General features: G+C 69.5%; 12 protein-coding genes. 8 read left to right on the top strand and 4 right to left on the bottom strand.

The window, feature by feature from the left end; all coding sequences use genetic code 11:
- Window positions 1–72: 72 nt before the first annotated feature.
- Together CGK74_RS04040 and CGK74_RS04035 are read left to right on the top strand one after the other, a co-directional pair.
- On the top strand, window positions 73–1119 hold the full coding sequence (locus CGK74_RS04040) for a hypothetical protein (protein WP_094267204.1): 1047 nt from the start codon (window positions 73–75) through the stop codon (window positions 1117–1119).
- Window positions 1120–1240: 121 nt separating this feature from the next.
- A complete protein-coding gene (locus CGK74_RS04035) occupies window positions 1241–1852 on the top strand; it encodes a hypothetical protein (RefSeq protein ID WP_094267443.1) in 612 nt (203 codons plus the stop codon).
- Window positions 1853–1858: 6 nt separating this feature from the next.
- On the opposite strand, the gene CGK74_RS04030 is transcribed toward CGK74_RS04035, so the two are convergent.
- Window positions 1859–2143, bottom strand: coding sequence for a type II toxin-antitoxin system HicA family toxin (locus CGK74_RS04030; protein WP_094267203.1), 285 nt, complete (start codon window positions 2141–2143; stop codon window positions 1859–1861).
- Window positions 2144–2200: 57 nt separating this feature from the next.
- Window positions 2201–3862 carry an ATP-binding domain-containing protein gene (locus CGK74_RS04025; RefSeq protein WP_094267202.1) on the bottom strand — a complete coding sequence of 554 codons (1662 nt, stop codon included), beginning with the start codon at window positions 3860–3862 and terminating at the stop codon, window positions 2201–2203.
- Between the two features lie 128 nt (window positions 3863–3990).
- Here CGK74_RS04025 and CGK74_RS04020 point away from each other — a divergent pair, with 128 nt between their 5' ends.
- The 6 genes from CGK74_RS04020 to CGK74_RS03995 all read left to right on the top strand — a co-directional run bounded on the left by CGK74_RS04020 (window position 3991) and on the right by CGK74_RS03995 (window position 13135).
- Window positions 3991–4611, top strand: a complete 621-nt coding sequence (locus CGK74_RS04020; RefSeq protein WP_094267201.1) for a MarC family protein — start codon at window positions 3991–3993, stop codon at window positions 4609–4611.
- A gap of 116 nt (window positions 4612–4727) precedes the next feature.
- On the top strand, window positions 4728–6764 hold the full coding sequence (locus CGK74_RS04015; RefSeq protein ID WP_240498609.1) for a TonB-dependent receptor plug domain-containing protein: 2037 nt from the start codon (window positions 4728–4730) through the stop codon (window positions 6762–6764).
- Window positions 6765–6772: 8 nt separating this feature from the next.
- Entirely contained in the window at window positions 6773–7699 is a 927-nt protein-coding gene (locus CGK74_RS04010) for an ABC transporter substrate-binding protein (RefSeq protein ID WP_094267200.1), read from the top strand.
- Window positions 7696–9012, top strand: a complete 1317-nt coding sequence (locus CGK74_RS04005; protein WP_094267199.1) for a GGDEF domain-containing protein — start codon at window positions 7696–7698, stop codon at window positions 9010–9012. Before CGK74_RS04010 ends, CGK74_RS04005 begins: the two co-directional genes overlap by 4 nt.
- Window positions 9013–9117: 105 nt before the next feature.
- Window positions 9118–12516: an exodeoxyribonuclease V subunit gamma gene (recC, locus tag CGK74_RS04000; RefSeq protein WP_094267198.1), complete on the top strand. Its 3399-nt coding sequence runs from the start codon at window positions 9118–9120 to the stop codon at window positions 12514–12516.
- 10 nt (window positions 12517–12526) lie between these two features.
- A complete protein-coding gene (locus CGK74_RS03995; protein ID WP_094267197.1) occupies window positions 12527–13135 on the top strand; it encodes an IMPACT family protein in 609 nt (202 codons plus the stop codon).
- A 9-nt stretch (window positions 13136–13144) separates the two neighbouring features.
- Here the strand turns inward: CGK74_RS03995 and CGK74_RS03990 are convergent, their stop codons facing one another.
- Together CGK74_RS03990 and CGK74_RS03985 are read right to left on the bottom strand one after the other, a co-directional pair.
- Complete coding sequence (locus tag CGK74_RS03990) at window positions 13145–13639, bottom strand: Dps family protein (RefSeq protein WP_094267196.1); 495 nt, start codon at window positions 13637–13639, stop codon at window positions 13145–13147.
- Between the two features lie 184 nt (window positions 13640–13823).
- Window positions 13824–15359 carry a cryptochrome/photolyase family protein gene (locus tag CGK74_RS03985; RefSeq protein ID WP_094267195.1) on the bottom strand — a complete coding sequence of 512 codons (1536 nt, stop codon included), beginning with the start codon at window positions 15357–15359 and terminating at the stop codon, window positions 13824–13826.
- Window positions 15360–15512 lie beyond the last annotated feature (153 nt).

Raw genomic sequence — 15512 nt, 5'->3', positions numbered from 1 at the left:
CCTTCCTCGCTCAAGTCTTTGATCCGGCTGCCGTTAATACCTCAGCGTTGTTCTGCGCCCGAGGTGCCTGCCGTGAAAATCGCGTCTTTCAATGTCGAATTGCAATCGTCCCGCCAGTTCAGCCAGTCCTTCGAGATGAGCGAGCGGCTGGAGGTGTGGCGTGGCAATGCGGCCCTGCCCGAGACGCGCCAGGACGGGGTGAACATCTCCGCTGCCGGCCGCGCAGCCCAACTCGCCGACGCGGCCACGGCCGACACTCAGGCGGCGGACTCGGCCAGCCTGGACGACGCGGCCGAGAACGATCCCAAGCTGTCGATGCTGATCCGCATGATCGAGTTCCTCACCGGCAAGCCGGTGCAGCGCTTCAGTGCGCGCGACCTGGAGCGCCTGCGGGCGGCCGATGCCGAGCTGTCGCCGGGGGCCGCTGGCGGTGCGGCGGGCAGCCAGGGCGCCGGTTTCGGCATGGCCTACGACTTCAGCGCGACCTACGCTGAATCGGAGACCACCTCGTTTGCCGCCGCCGGGGTGGTGCGCACCGCCGACGGTGCGGAGATCCGCTTCGAGCTGGGCTTCACGATGTCGCGCAGCTACAGCGAAACGGTGTCGGCCAGCCTGCGTTTCGGCGAGCAGCGGGTGAAGGACCCGCTGGTGCTCGACTTCGGCGGGCCGGCGTCCGCCCTGTCCGACCTGCGCTTCGAGTTCGATCTCGACGGCGACGGCAGCAAGGAGCAACTGCCGATGGTGGGGGGCAGTGGCTTCCTCGCCTTTGACCGCAACGCCAACGGGCGCATCGACGACGGGCGCGAACTCTTCGGCCCGGCGAGTGGCGATGGCTTTGCCGAGCTGGCCGCGCTGGACGACGACGGCAACGGCTGGATCGACGAGTCCGACGCCGCCTGGTCGCAGCTGCGCGTGTGGCAGCCCGACGCCCAAGGTCCGGGTCGCCTCCAGACCTTGAAGGAGGCGGGCGTGGGCGCCTTCTACCTGGGGCGCGTCGACACGCCGTTCAGCCTGCGAAATGCCGCCAACGAGACCCTCGGCGAGATGCGCGCGAGCAGCATCTACCTGCGCGAGGATGGCCGCGCCGGCACGGTGAACCAGATCGACCTCGCGGTCTGAGGCGTGGTCCGGCCTGGATCGAGCCACCCGAACGGTGCCCGATCTGAGCCGGATCAAGGTGCGCGACGGGCTGCTGCGGACAATGCGGGGCTTCTTCCCGCACTGTCCCCGGAGCGTGTCCGTGAAATTCCCCGCCTTCTTCGACCAGGTTCCCACGCTGCGTGTGCGCGATGCGCTGGCCGCCTTCCTTGGCGCGGCCGATGATGGTCTCCTCGAATACGGCTATGCCGATGCAGTCAAGCTCGCCGGTCATTCCTGCCCCACGGTTGCGTCCGCCTATGTACTCGGCTGCCGCGCGCTCGCTGCGCTGTATCCGGACAGCCTGCCCGAGCGCGGCGGCGTGCGGCTCGCCTTCGCCAGCCGGCTCGAGGACGGCGTCACCGGCGTGACCGCCAGCGTGCTCACCTTGCTCACCGGCGCTGCCCAGGACGGCGGCTTCAAGGGGATCGGCGGCCGATTCGCACGGCGCGGGCTGCAGGACTTCGGCCACGAACTCCCGCTGTCGGTCCGCGTCACCCGCATCGACACCGGCGCGGCGGTCGACGTCGCGTCCGACCTGTCGCACGTGCCGGCCCACCCGGACACCGCGCTGCTGCTTGGCCGCTGCGTGCGTGGCGAAGCCGATGATGTCGAGCGCCAACGCTTCGCCGCGCTGTGGCAGGACCGCGTCGCACGCGTGCTGCTGCAGCACTGGAACGACGACGTGGTGTTCAGCGTGCGCGCCGTGGGCTGACGGTCGCTACTCGTCGCGCGCCTGTTCGTCGTAGAGCGAAGGTGTGACGCCGGCCCCGGCGAGGAACTCGCGCAACTGCTTCACCGCCTGCTTCGGAAAATCCCCGCCGTGGTGGGGGTGGTGCAGGAAGAACTCGTGGCGGTTCAGCACCACCCGAAAGCGCGCGCCGTGAGCGGATTCGACGCTGGCGCCAAGATGGTTCAGCAACGATTCGACCTCACGCCAGTGCAGGTTGCCGCTCGGTGGTTCGTGGAAGATCGCCTGCAGGACGCTGCGGTGCTTGTGGCTCATGCTGTCCTCCGTCTCAGGGCTTGGATGTCGCCATCTTAGTCCTGCACGGCCGGCGGATCACGCCGGGGCGAGATGGGCTGCCGCCCGCTCCGACGCCACCAGGATCAGCTTCATCGTCGCCCGCGTCGCGCCGACGAAGAGCTTGCGCATGGTCAGCTCGTCCAGGGCCCCGTTCGTTGTCTCAAAGTCGATCTCGGTGAAGATGATGCAGGGTGCCGACTGGCCCTTGAAGCGATAGACGGAGTCGATCAACAGCTCGCCCTGCGAGTGCTCGGGTTCGCCGAGCAGGTCGTAGCGGCCGGTGAAGGCGCGCAGTCGGTGGGGGCCGAGCTGGTCGAGCGGGGTGAAGCGCGAATGCTCGCGCCCGCGGAAGGTCAGCAGCACGATCATCTCGCGCCGGAAACCGAGGCCCAGCGCGCGCGTGATGGCGCGCCGGGTCGCGTCCAGCAGGCCGGCGTCGTCATGCCAGGCCAGCAGTTCGGGTTCGCTGTCGGTCACCGGGCTGCCGGCGCGGATGGGGTCGGGCAGGGGCAGGCGGGCATTGAGCAGCGCCAGGATGTCGGCCGGCGTGCGGTAGTTCGTGTCGGCGGTGAGCCGCACCCAATCGGGCAGGGCGACGGCGGGGCGGTCGTACAGGTTCTGCAGCGGGTCCTCGAGCCACCAGGCGCGGCCGCCGGGCTTGAGCAGCGCCAGCAGCGCATCGCGCCACGGCTCCATGAAGTCCTGGCCTTCGTCGATGATCAGTTCGTCGAACTGCCAGTCCGGCTCGGGTCGGGCCTCGACCAGCGCCGCGAACTCCGCCTCCATGCGGCGGAAGGCGCCCGGTGCGCCGAAGCGCGGCGGGCGACCGGCGTCGCGCAGGCGGCGGTCGCACAGCTGGTGATAGGTCGCGACCTCGCCGCCGGTGGGGGCGATGCGGGCGAAGTGGTCGGCCAGCGGGCGGTTGTAGCAGACATACAGCGGCCGGCGGCCGGCGGCGAGCGCGTCGGTGTAGGCGGCAAGCGCCAGCTGGGTCTTGCCGCTGCCAGCGGTGGCGACGACGCGCAGGCGGTGCGGAGTCATGTCGATGCGGCGCGCCCATTCGGTCAGGCCACCCGACAGGCGGGTGGTGAGGTCGTCGGCCTGGCCGACATAGGCCTGTACATCCGGCACCAGCTCCAGCAGGTCGGCGAAGAAGCGGTGCAAGGCCTGCAAGCGGGCAGGCTCGGCCGGTGGGTCGTCGGCATGGCGCGTCAGTGCCTGCACGATGGCGGCGAAGGCCTCGCGTCGGCTGGCGTCCACGATGCGGGCCGGGTCGAGGCCGGCGCTGCCGGGCTGGCGCACGGTGTAGTCGGGGCAGTAGAGCAGGATGTCGAGCTGGGGCTCGGCTCCGTCCAGCAGCGGGCGCAGGCGGGCGCGCAGGGCGTCGGCGCTGCGTGCCAGCTCGACGCTGACGTGCTGGGGGCGACGCCGCCCGGGACGCATCAGCCCCTGAGCGGTCTCGTCGAGAAAGCCGGCGTGCTGCTCGATCAGCAGCACACGGCCGGTCGGCCCCATGACGGCGAAGGCGATGTCGCCGAACACCAGCTGCTCGCCCTCGGCGCGCGTCCAGTGCAGGCCATGATAGATGGTCCAGTCGCGCGGCAGTGCCGCGGCAAGCCGCTCGAGGGTCGCTCGCTCGCGGCCGCGGGCGCCTTCGGCGGGGAGTCGTTGCCAGCCTTCGGGGTGGGTGAGGGCCATGGTGCCTTGAAAATGGAATGGAGCGCTGCGAGAAATGGACTGCGGCGTGCCGCAAGTCTAGCAAGCTTGCGCTATCCTCCTCGCCCTGCATCGCCTGCGGATGCGTGGCGTGCGCGGAGCCGGAATCCATGGAAACACTGAAGGTCTTCATTACCCTGCTGGCGCTGATCAACCCGTTCGGCGCGATCCCGATGTTCCTCAGCCTGACGGCGGGGCAGTCGGTACGCGAGCGGCACGGCACCATCAACACCGCGGCCATCGCCACGGCCATCGTCATCGGCGTGGCCGCCCTGTTCGGCCAGGGGCTGCTCGGGGTGTTCGGCATCTCGATTCCCTCGCTGCAGGTCGGCGGCGGCATCCTGTTGTTCATCCTCGCGCTGAACATGTTCAATGCCGAGCCGGGACGCATCCGCTCTACGCCCGAGGAACAGCACGAGGCGGCCGAACGCTCGAGCATCGCCGTGGTGCCGCTTACCATTCCGCTGCTGACCGGCCCCGGCACGGTCAGCACGGTCATCATTCATGCCGAGCGTGTCGAGCATTGGTGGGACATGCTGGCGCTGCTGGTGATCGGTGCCGTGATCGGGGGAATCGTCTGGGTGTGCTTCCGCATGGCCGGGCGCATCAGCCGCTTCGCCGGCCAGACCGGGCTGAACATCATGACCCGACTGATGGGCCTGGTGCTGGCCGCGCTGGCGGTGGAGTTCGTTGCCGACGGCGTGCGGGCGCTGGCTGCAAACGGGGCGTGATGCCTGCGCCCCAGCGTGAGGATTGTCGCGCCCGACACCGCGCCGGGGTGGACGCCGCTGGCAGGCACATGCAAAGCTGCACCGCTGTAAAACATCTTGTACCGAATGGAGTTGCCGTGTCCGTCCGTCGCCTTTTTCGCTTTGCCGTCCTCGGCCCAGGCGCGCTGGCCGCGGATGCGTTCTTCGACGACATCCCGATCGTGCTCACCGCCTCGCGCATGGCGCAGTCGCCGGTGGATGCGCCGGTCGCGGTGACGATCATTGACCGCGAGATGATCACTGCGTCGGGCTTCACCGAGATCCATGACCTGATGCGCCTGGTGCCCGGCTTCATGGTCGCGGACTGGGCTGACGGCTCGCCCTCCGTGGCCAACCACGGGCTTGGCGATGCTTACGACCGCCGCATCAAGGTCATGATCGATGGGCGTACGGTCAACAGCCCCTTGTGGGGCAACACCAACTGGCAGGATCTCCCGCTGCGCGTCGATGACCTCGAGCGCGTGGAGGTGGTGCGTGGGCCGAACGGCGCAGCGTATGGCGTGAATGCCTTCCAGGCGGTGATCAACCTGATCACCCGCTCGCCTTCGACCGAAAGCGGAGCGCGCGTGATCTCGCGCCTGGGCGAGGATGGTTTCTACGACCACGGCTTTCGCGCCAATGGCAGCGCCGATGCCGCGATCGACTGGCGCCTGTCGGGTTCGCATCGGCGCGCGGTCAATTTCCGCAATTACGTCGACGACGGTGGCGAGGTCAATCCGCGCGAGACCATCACCCGGTCGGTGCTCAACCTCAGTGCGACGGCGCAGTTGTCGACGCGCGACGAACTGGGGTTGATGCTGGGAATCAGTGACGGGACGAGCGATCGCGGGATTCCCGGCGACCTCGAGGAGCCGCTGCGCGAGGACAAGTCACGCTCGAACTTTCTGCATCTGACGTGGCGCCGCAGTTTTGCCGTCGACTCCGAGCTGACGGTCCAGTACTACCATCAGGACGAGCGGATGCGTGCGGCCTGGGTCAATACCCGCTACCCGCCGCTGGTGATTCCGCTCGACATGAACAGTGATGTTCGGCGCGACGACCTCGAGGTGCAATACAGCACGACGCTTTCGCCGACGTGGCGTTTCATGGTGGGTGCGGGTGTGCGGCGCGAGGCGGCGCGCGCGGCGTCGATGTTCAACACCCGCGGCACGCTCAGCGGCACCAGCAGCCAGCTCTTCGGCAGCGTGGTGTGGTCGCCGGTCGAGCACCTGAAGGTCGACCTCGGCGGCACGCTCGAAGATCATCATTACAGCGGCCCGCTGTTTTCGCCGCGCTTCGCGCTCAACTACGCGCTCACGCCCGAGTCGGCGCTGCGCCTGTCGGCAGGCGTGTCGTACCGCACGCCGTCGCTGGTCGAGTCGAATGCAGAACAGGTGGTGCGCATCGGCTCGCAGATCAAGCAGCTCTTCCTGCGGGCCGGCGACGACATGCAGCCGGAGCGCGTGCGGCACATCGAGATCGGCTATGCAGCGATGTTCCGCGAACTTGGCCTGGGGCTCGATGTGCGGGCCTTCCACAAGCACTACACAGACTACATCGACGACCAGCGCTGCTTCTATCCGCGACAGCCGTGGGAGCGGCCGCTGCCAAGCGGCGAGCGCTTCTGTCCGCCCGCGCCATCGGGATATGCGCCGTTCGAATATGACTTGAGGGACGGACGCGGGCCGCGTTCCTTCCTGTTCCAAAACGCCGGCACCTTCAACATGACCGGGGCCGAGTTCAGCGTCGACTGGCACCGGCCGGGTTGGGGCCGGATCGTGCTGTCGCAGGCCGTGATCGACATCAACGCCGGCAAGGACGTCCCCGATCCTGACTTTGACACCAGTGCGCCGACCTCGATCACCTCGCTGCTGCTGATGAAGGACCTGCCGGGCCGTTGGCGCGCCAGCATGGGCTACTACCGCCACGCCGTCATGAACTGGCTCAACGACGGCGATCGCGTACCGGAGCAGGGCCGGTTCGACCTGCGGCTGGCGCGCAGCTTTGGTGAGCCCGGTTCGGGCAATGAGGTTGCGGTTGTGGCGCAGAGCGTCGGCGGGCGCTATGCCGACTTCCACGAGGGGCGCTACCGTCATGAGCCGCGGCTGTTCGCCAGCCTCAACCTGAGCTGGTAAGTCCGCCCATGTGCCGAGGCTGGGGGCTCCGCGTTCGCATCTGGCTATTGGCCGGACTGCTGCTGGGTCTCGTGTTGCCCGCCCGTGCGGGGCTGGACGTGGCGGTGGTTGTGTCGCAGCGCGGGGGGGCGCATGCCGCGTTCGCGCAGGCGTTCAGTCGCGCTGCGGCGGGGCTGGGCCACCGCGTGCTGGATGCCGGGACGCCGGCCGAGGGGCTCGACGATGTGGCGCTTGCGCGCGCCGACCTCGTCGTGGCCAGCGGCGATGCGGCGCTATCGGCTGCGCTGCGCCTGAATCCGCGTCCGACGCTGGCGGCGATGATTGGACAGGCACGCTTTGACGCCTTGCGCATGGCGCATCCGGACAGGCCGCTGTCGGCGTTCACGCTCGACCAACCCGCCGAGCGCCAGTTTCGCCTGCTCAAGGCGGTACTGCCGGACGCCCGGCGCGCGGGCGTGCTGCTGGGGCCGGAGCGGGGTGATCGTGTTGACCTCGAACGCGCGGCGGCAGCGTCCGGACTCGATCTCTTTGTGCGTGTCATCGGCGACGAGGCTGAATTGATCAGGGGGCTCGAGGCCGTGCTGCGCGACAGCGACAGTCTCATCGCGGTGCCGGACGCCATGTTGTCGTCGCCGTCGGCGGCTCGCTCGATCCTGCTGACCAGTTACCGCTTCCAGAAGCCCATCGTCGCGTTCTCGCGCGCCTACGTCGATGCGGGCGCGCTCGCGGCCATCTTCACCACACCGGAACAGGTCGCCGCCGATCTCATCGCCTGGTTGCGCCTTCAGAAGGACGAGAGCGTCCAGCTGCCGCCGCCACGCGGACCGGCCTCCTTCGACATCGCCGTCAACCGCCAGGTTGCCCGTGCGCTCGGCCTGAGCGTGGCGGACGACGCTGAACTGCTGCGCCTCATCGCCACGGGTGACCAGCCATGAATCCTGCCCGATTGCCCCTGCGCCACCGCCTGCTGCTGACCGTTCTGCTACCGGTGACGCTGCTCGTTGCCGCGATGGCAGGGTTGTTCCTGCACCGCGGTGAGCGCATGACCCAGGATGCGATCGTCGAACGCGGTGTCGCCATCGTCAGCTTTTTCGCGCCAGCCGCTGAGTACGGCGTGATCTCCGGTAATCCCGGCATCCTCGATGGCTTGCTGCAGGCCTTGGTCACCCAGCCGGACGTGGTGGCGGTGGCTGTGTACGAGCGCGGCGGCGAACTCATCGCCTCGCACGGCGAGGCGCGGCTGCTTGAACCGGCCCGCGTCAAGTCGGTGCGCCAGCCCTCCCGGCTCGAGCAGCGCGACGGCCGCAAGGGTTTCGCCGCGCCCGTCATGTCTGTGCCGTTGGTGGTCGACGAGATCGGTGTGCAGGAGGCGGCCGGCGTGCCGGGGCCGGTCGGCTGGGTGTACGTCGAACTCGACACGAGCGAGCTCGACGCCGAGTGGCGCTCGACGATGCTGACCACGCTTGGCCTCGCGCTCGTGACCCTGCTGTTTGCCGCGCTGCTTGCCACGCGGCTTGCAAACCAGGTCGGGCGACCCGTGGCGCGCCTGGTCGACGCCGTGCGGCGCATGGCTGCGGGCGATCTCGACGTGCAGGTGCCCGACCACGCCGGCAGCGAGGAGCTGCGCGAACTGCAGCTCGGCTTCAATTCGATGGCGCGCTCCATCGGCAGCGCGCACAAGCTGATGCAGGCGAAGATCGACGAAGCGACCGCACGCCTCGCCCACCAGGCCCTGCACGACCCGCTGACGGCGCTGCCCAATCGCCGGGCCTTCGAGCAGGCGCTCGAGGAGATGGTCGCCGCCTCGCGCCGGGCGGATGACCGCGGCGCGCTGTGCTTCATCGACCTCGACCACTTCAAGGCGGTCAACGACACCGCCGGCCATGCCGCTGGCGACGCCCTGCTGCGCACCGTCGCCGACCTGATCCGCCAGCGCCTGCGCGCCGAGGACATCGTGTGCCGCATCGGCGGCGACGAGTTCGCGATGATCCTGCGTGGCTGCACGAGCGCCGATGCCTACCGCATCGCCGACGGCCTGTGCGAGGCCGTGCGCGAGCTGCGCTTCATGTGGGAGGGCAGGGAGTTTCGTATCGGCGCCAGCATCGGCTTCGCTATCATCGACGGCACGATGGAGAGCGTCGCCGAGGTGCTGCATGCCGCCGACCACGCCTGCTACGCCGTCAAGCGCGAGGGTCGTGGCCGCGTCATGGAGTACGTGCCGGAGCCGCCGGCGTCCTCTGCAGGCTAGGCGGCCTTGTACCGGGCCTGACCCGTCGCCGCCCGTATAATCGAGGCCCGTCCCGACCGCCTGCCGCCGTTGCCGCATCCCGCATGCGCAGCCTGATGGCCCGACATGTTCCACCTGAGCTTCTCGAACCGCTTCGAAATCCTGCTCGACGCCCTGCTCGAACGCCTCGCTGCCGAGCAGCCGGGGCCGTTCGGCCAGCGCCAGGTGGTGATCCCGAGCAGTGCGCTGCGGCGCAAGGTGGAGCTGGCCGTCGCCGACCGCGAAGGCGTGTGTGCCAACCTGCGCTTCGACTACCTCGCGCAGTGGCTGTGGCAGCAGATCGGCCGCGTCGTGCCGGTGCCCGAACGCTCGCCCTTTTCGCCGGCGCTGCTGGCGTGGCGGGTGTACGCGCTGCTCGATCCGGCCGACGCGCACGGCGCCTGGGTGGCGGCGCATCCGCGGCTGGCGCGCTACCTCGAGGGGGCCGACGCGCGCATGCGCTACGAACTGGCCGGGCGCATCGCCCGCGTGTTCGACCATTACCTGACCTACCGGCCGCGCTGGCTGGAGCAATGGGCCGGCGGCCAGGGTACGGTGCTGGAGGTGGCTGCCGGTGCGCTCGAGCGCGAGGACGAGGCGTGGCAGGCGGCGCTGTGGCGCCGCATCCGCGACGGCCTGGCGCTGCGCCAGGAGCATCCGGCCCAGGTCTTCCTGCGTCGCGTCACCGCGATGTCGCGCGACGAGCTCGCCGCGGTCGGCCTGCCGGCCTCGGTGCATGTGTTCGGCCTGCCCGCGCTGCCGCCGCTCTACCTCGACATGCTGCGCGAGCTGTCGCGCGTGGTGGAGGTGCGCCTGTACGTGCTCAACCCCTGCCGCGAGTTCTGGTTCGACATCGTCGATGCGCGCCGCCTGTCGTGGCTGGCGGTGCAGCAGAAGGACATGTTCTTCGAGACCGGCAACAGCTTGCTCGCGGCCTGGGGCAAGCAGACGCGCGCCCACATCGGCCTGCTGTTCGAGGGCGAGCACGCGGTGGAGGAGGACGCGGCCTTCGCGCCCCATCCGGCGCGCCATCTGCTTGCCCAGCTGCAGAATGCCATCCTCGATCTGCAGGAACTGGAACCGGCCAGCGTGCAGCTGGCGGCCGCCGATCGCAGCGTCGAGGTGCATGTCTGCCATTCGCGCACGCGTGAGCTGGAGGTGCTGCACGACCGCCTGCTCGGCCTGTTCAAGGCCCATGCGAACACGTCCGAGGCGTTGCGGCCATCCGACGTCCTGGTGCTGATGCCCGATCTGGAAGGCGCCGCGCCGCTGATCGAGGCGGTGTTCGGCACCGCGGCCCCGGCGCGCCGCATCCCGTGGCGCATCACCGGCCTGGGCGGCACGCGCGAGAACCCGGTGGCGAAGGTGCTGGACCAGGCGCTGCAACTGGCGGCCGGACGTTTTCCCGCGAGCCGCGTTTTCGACCTGCTGCAGCAGTCGCCGGTGGCGGCGCGCTTCGGGTTGGACGAGAGCGGACTCGAGACGATCCACGACTGGATGCAGGCTGCAGGCGTGCGCTGGGGGCTGGACGGGCAGGAGGGCGAAGGCCTGGCGTCCGCGCAGCATTCGCTGGACGAAGGCCTGCATCGCCTGTTCCTCGCCTGGGCGGCGGGCGGGGCCGCGCAGCAGGCGAGCTTCGCCGGCCGCATCGGCGCCGCGGCGCCCGAGGGGCAGGCGGCGCTCGCGCTCGGCGCCTTCTGGCGCTACGCCGACACCCTGCGCTGGCTGCGCGACGCGCTCCGGCAGCCGCGCACGGGCGCAGTCTGGCGTGAGCTGCTCAACGCCGTGCTCGACCGTCTCGTCGGCGACAGCGCCGCCTACGCCGACGACCTGCGCGAAGTGCGGGCTGCCCTCGCTGCGCTGGCCGACAACCTTGCCGCAGCCGAACTCGACGCCGCGTTGCCCTTCGAGGTGATCCACCCGGCGCTGGTCGCGCTGCTCGACGATCCCGCACGCGGCGGCGTGCCCGGCGGCACGGTCACCTTTTCCGCGCTGTCGGCGCTGCGCGGCCTGCCCTACCGCGTCGTGTGCCTGATCGGCATGGACCAGGGCGCCTTCCCCGGCAGCGACCGGCCGCCCGAGTTCGACCTGATGGCCGCCCGGCCGCAGGCGGGTGATCGCCAGCGCCGGCTCGACGACCGCAACCTGTTCCTCGACCTCGTGCTGTCGGCGCGTGAAGTGCTGCACCTGTCCTATGTCGGGCGCAGCGTGCGCGATGGTTCGGCCTTGCCGCCGTCCGTGCTGGTCGACGAACTGCTCGACACGCTCGCCGCGGCCTGCGCCGACACGCCGGGCGAGCCCGATGCCCTGCAGGCGGCGCGCAAGCGACTGATGGTGGAGCATCCCCTGCAAGCCTTTGCCGCAGACTACTTCATCTCCAGCGAGCGCGGCGACCCGCGCCTGACGAGCTTCAACGAGGACTACGCCGAGGCCCTCGCGAGCCGCCTGAGCACCGCGCCGGTGTCCGTAGTCGATGAGGGCGTGCAGGCCTTCGAGCGCGAAGATGAGGGTGAGGAGGGTGTCGCGCCGGACGGGGCGGGTGAGGCCGCGCCGTTCTTCGTGTCGCCGCTTCCGCCGCCCGATGAAGGCTGGCGGACGGTCGAGCTGTTCCAGCTCGTCCGCTTCTTCGCCAACCCCTGCCGCTATCTGCTGCGCGAGCGCGTCGGACTGGACCTGCCCGAAGCGGAGGAGGAACTTGACGACGTCGAACCGATGCTGCCCGACTGGCCGGGCCAGCAGGCGCTGGCGCAGCGCCTGCTGCCGGTGCTGCTCGCCGCCGGGCAGGACTCGGGCGACGATTCTGAACCCGCGGCACTTGCCGAACTGGCGCGTGCCGGCGGCGAATATCCGGCGGGTACGCTGGGCGAGCTGGCACTGGCGCGCGAGCTCGCCCGCCTGCGCGCATTCGCTGTGCGTCTGCGCGGGCTGGAGGCGGGCGAGGCCCTGCCTGCGCACGTGGCGCACATCGACGGCGTGCTGGACGGCGAGGACTGGTCGCTGGTCGCGGCATTCACCGACCTGCGCCCGCACGGCCTGCTGCGTGCGCGTTACGACGACACGCGGGCGGCGGACTACCTTGGCGCCTGGATCGCCCATCTCGCGCTGTGCGCCGACCCGCCTGCCGGTGTGGCCTGCGAGACGCACGGCCTGTCGCGCGACGGCGAGTTCCGCTTCCATGCCTTGCCCGTCGAAAGGGCACGCGGGGCCCTGATGGCGCTGCTCGCGCTCTACCGCCAGGGCCTGTCGCAGCCGCTGCACTTCTTCCCGAAGTCGGCCTGGGCCTACATCACCAACGGCGAGGACCCGGCCAAGGCCGTGGGCAAATGGACGGGTGGCAATCACCCCGAGTTCGGCGAGGCGCGTGACCCGGCCTATCGCCTCGCCCTGCGCGGCGAGACCGGTCTGCCCGACGAGCGTTTCTTCGAGCTTGCGGGCGACGTGCTGCACCCCCTGCTCGAGCACCTCGACGACCCGCGCCTGGATTAGATCGACCACGATGCCGCTGACCCTCGCCGCCCCCGTCCATAGCGAACTCATCATCAAGAAGAGCCGTTTCATCGGCTGCGTGCAGCCGATGACCGACCGTGCCGGCGCACAGAAGGTGGTGGCGGAACTGTGGGCGCAGCATCCGGGCGCGCGCCACGTGTGCTGGGCGCTGCTCGCTGGCGGGCAGTCGGCGGCGGTGGATGACGGCGAACCCAGCGGAACGGCCGGCCGGCCGATGCTTGACGTGCTGCGCCACCAGGATCTGGAAGGCGTGCTCGCCACCGTGGTGCGCTACTTCGGTGGTGTCAAGCTGGGGGCGGGCGGTCTGGTGCGCGCCTACACCGACGCGGTAGCGCAGGCGCTGCTGACGGCCACCAAGGTGCCGATCGTGCGTCTGCGCGCACTCGGCTGCGTCGTGCCGTATGCGATGGAAGGCCTGCTGCGGCGCGAGCTGGACGCCGCGGGCGCCAGCCTGCTGCACGTGGCGCATGGCGACGCGGTGACGCTGCACTTCAGTCTGGCGGAGGATGCGGCCGCCGCGCTGGTCGCGCGCCTCAACGAGGCTGGCCAGGGGCGGCTGGTGTGGCTCGACGACGCCCATACGGCGTCGTCGGCCTGACGGCGCGGCTTACTCTTCGAGCAGGCTGCGCAGCATCCACGCGGTCTTTTCATGGACGTCGATGCGCTGGGTCAGCACGTCGGCGGTGGGCTGGTCGTTGGCTTCATCGACGAGGTCGAACAGCTTGCGCGCGGTACGGGCGGTGGCTTCCTGCGCAGCAACCAGATGGCGGACCATGTCGGTCGCCTTCGGCACGCCTTCGACTTCCTTGATCGACGCCAGCTTGACGAACTCCTTGTAGGTGCCCGGGGCGGGGAAGCCCAGCGCGCGGATGCGCTCGGCGATGATGTCGAGCGCGTTCCACTGCTCGGTGTACTGGTCCATGAACATGGCGTGCAGGCTGTTGAACTGCGGCCCGGTCACGTTCCAGTGGAAGTTGTGCGTCATCAGGTACAGCGTGTAGCTGTCGGCCAGCAGCGCCGACAGGCCGGCTGCGATTTTCTTGCGCTGGTCCTCGGGGATGCCGATGTCGATGGCGACGGACTTGGTCTTCTTGGTTGCCATGGTGCGTTCTCCTGTGTTCGGGCGCCGATGCGCCATGCGGGATCAAGCGTGTTGCGTTGCACACCGCGCCTGGCAAGGCCGATGTCGTCATGACGGCGGCGCGCAGGTGTGCGTGAGACAACAGGATAACCCCGAAAACGGCCCGGCTGCTTGATCCGCCGCAGACCGAACGGATGCACGCGTGTCATAGCGCTTCCAGCCGTTCGAGATAGCGGGCCGCCTGCGAGAGCGTCGCCGCGCGTTCGGTGGGCGCCATCTTCGCCCACGCCTTGTAGGGCATCGCCATGCGCGGATTGCGCGCGAAGCGGGCTTCATGGCGCAGCAGGAAGTCCCAGTACAGGCTGTTGAGCGGGCAGGCGGGCTTGCCGCTGGCACCATGGCGGCGCTTGGGGTCGTAGGCGCAGGCCTTGCAGTAGTCCGACTGCTTGCCGATGTAGCTCGCCGCGCCGGCGTAGGGCTTGCTGGCGATCACGCCGCCGTCGGCGAACTGGCTCATGCCGCGGGTGTTGGGCATCTCCACCCACTCGAAAGCGTCGATGTAGATGCCGAGGTACCAGGCATCGACTTCGTCCGGGTCGCAGCCGGCGAGCAGCGCGAAGTTCCCGGTGACCATCAGGCGCTGGATGTGATGGGCGTAGCCGGTGTCGAGCGACTGTGCGATCGCGTGGCGCAGGCAGGCCATTTTCGTGTCGCCGCTCCAGTACCACGCCGGCAGCGGGCGATGCGCGTCGAGCGCGTTGGCCGTCGCATAGCCCGGCATGCGCGCCCAATACACGCCGCGCACGAACTCGCGCCAGCCCAGGATCTGGCGCACGAAGCCCTCGCAGTTCGCCAGCTCCACCTTGCCCGCCTGCCACGCCGCGACGGCGGCATCGATGACCTCGCGCGGATGCAGCAGCTTGACGTTGAGCGCAAAGGACAGTCCGGAATGGAACAGTGTCGTCGAGCGCGTGCTCATCGCGTCCTGATAGGTCCCGAAGTGGGGCAGCGCATGTTCGATGAAACGCGCCAGCCCGGCGCGCGCCTCGCGCCGGCTGGTCGGCCAGCGCAGCGTGCCGGCGTGGGGCGTGCCGATCGTCTGCACGCCGGCGGCGACGATCTCGTCCCACAGCGCGGAGAGATCGTGCCCGCGCCACGGCCAGTCCGGCGCGGGTGGGTCGCCCGGCCACTTGTCGCGGTTCTGCGCATCGAAATTCCACACCCCGCCCACCGGGCCACCGTCCGCATCGAGCAGGATGCGGTGGCGGCGGCGCATGTCGCGGTAGAAGAACTCCATGCGCGGCACCTTGGTGGCGAAGCGCTGGGCGAGCTCGGCACGGTCGGCGAGGAAGTGTTCGCTGCCGATGACCCCTTGGGGCAGGCCGAGCGCAGCGGCAGCCTCGTCGAGCAGGCGTTCCACCCGCCATTCGTCGGCCTCCATGCGCTCGAAGCGGGTCGCGCCGCACTCGGCTGCTACCTGCGCCAGGTTGGCGGCGAAGGACTGGCGGTTGTCGGTGTCACCGATCCGCAGGTAGCGCACACGGTGTCCGGCGGTCTCGAGCGCGGTGGCGAAGGCGCGCATCGCGGCGAACATTGCAAGCACCTTCTGCGCGTGATGGCGCACGTAGTCGGTCTCGCTGCGTACTTCCATCATCACGTGGAGCACGTCCGCACGCGGGGTGCGGAACCAGGTGTGCGCGGCGTTGAGCTGGTCGCCGAGGATGAGGCGCAGGGTCGTCATGGGGAAGGGAGGGGGAAGCGTCCGCGTCTGATTCCGGACGTCCCGATTTGGTTCGCGCGCGCGGCCGCGGCTGTCGGGCGGTGTCGGACGACCCCGCGGCAAAATGTCGCAGCGTCGTCCCAAGTGTGAAGTGCTTCATGGGAGATGTTCTTT

It is taken from the genome of Thauera propionica (assembly GCF_002245655.1).
GTDB classification, from domain to species: domain Bacteria; phylum Pseudomonadota; class Gammaproteobacteria; order Burkholderiales; family Rhodocyclaceae; genus Thauera; species Thauera propionica.
Note: the sequence above shows the minus strand (reverse complement) of the source record. Positions and strands in the feature narration are given on the sequence as shown.

Coding starts and splice junctions, on each gene's coding strand:
- CGK74_RS04030 (WP_094267203.1), bottom strand. CDS start 2,143: ATGAGCCACAAGCACCGCAGCGTCCTGCAGGCGATCTTCCACGAACCA.
- CGK74_RS04025 (WP_094267202.1), bottom strand. CDS start 3,862: ATGGCCCTCACCCACCCCGAAGGCTGGCAACGACTCCCCGCCGAAGGC.
- CGK74_RS04020 (WP_094267201.1), top strand. CDS start 3,991: ATGGAAACACTGAAGGTCTTCATTACCCTGCTGGCGCTGATCAACCCG.
- CGK74_RS04010 (WP_094267200.1), top strand. CDS start 6,773: ATGTGCCGAGGCTGGGGGCTCCGCGTTCGCATCTGGCTATTGGCCGGA.
- CGK74_RS04005 (WP_094267199.1), top strand. CDS start 7,696: ATGAATCCTGCCCGATTGCCCCTGCGCCACCGCCTGCTGCTGACCGTT.
- recC (WP_094267198.1), top strand. CDS start 9,118: ATGTTCCACCTGAGCTTCTCGAACCGCTTCGAAATCCTGCTCGACGCC.
- CGK74_RS03995 (WP_094267197.1), top strand. CDS start 12,527: ATGCCGCTGACCCTCGCCGCCCCCGTCCATAGCGAACTCATCATCAAG.
- CGK74_RS03990 (WP_094267196.1), bottom strand. CDS start 13,639: ATGGCAACCAAGAAGACCAAGTCCGTCGCCATCGACATCGGCATCCCC.
- CGK74_RS03985 (WP_094267195.1), bottom strand. CDS start 15,359: ATGACGACCCTGCGCCTCATCCTCGGCGACCAGCTCAACGCCGCGCAC.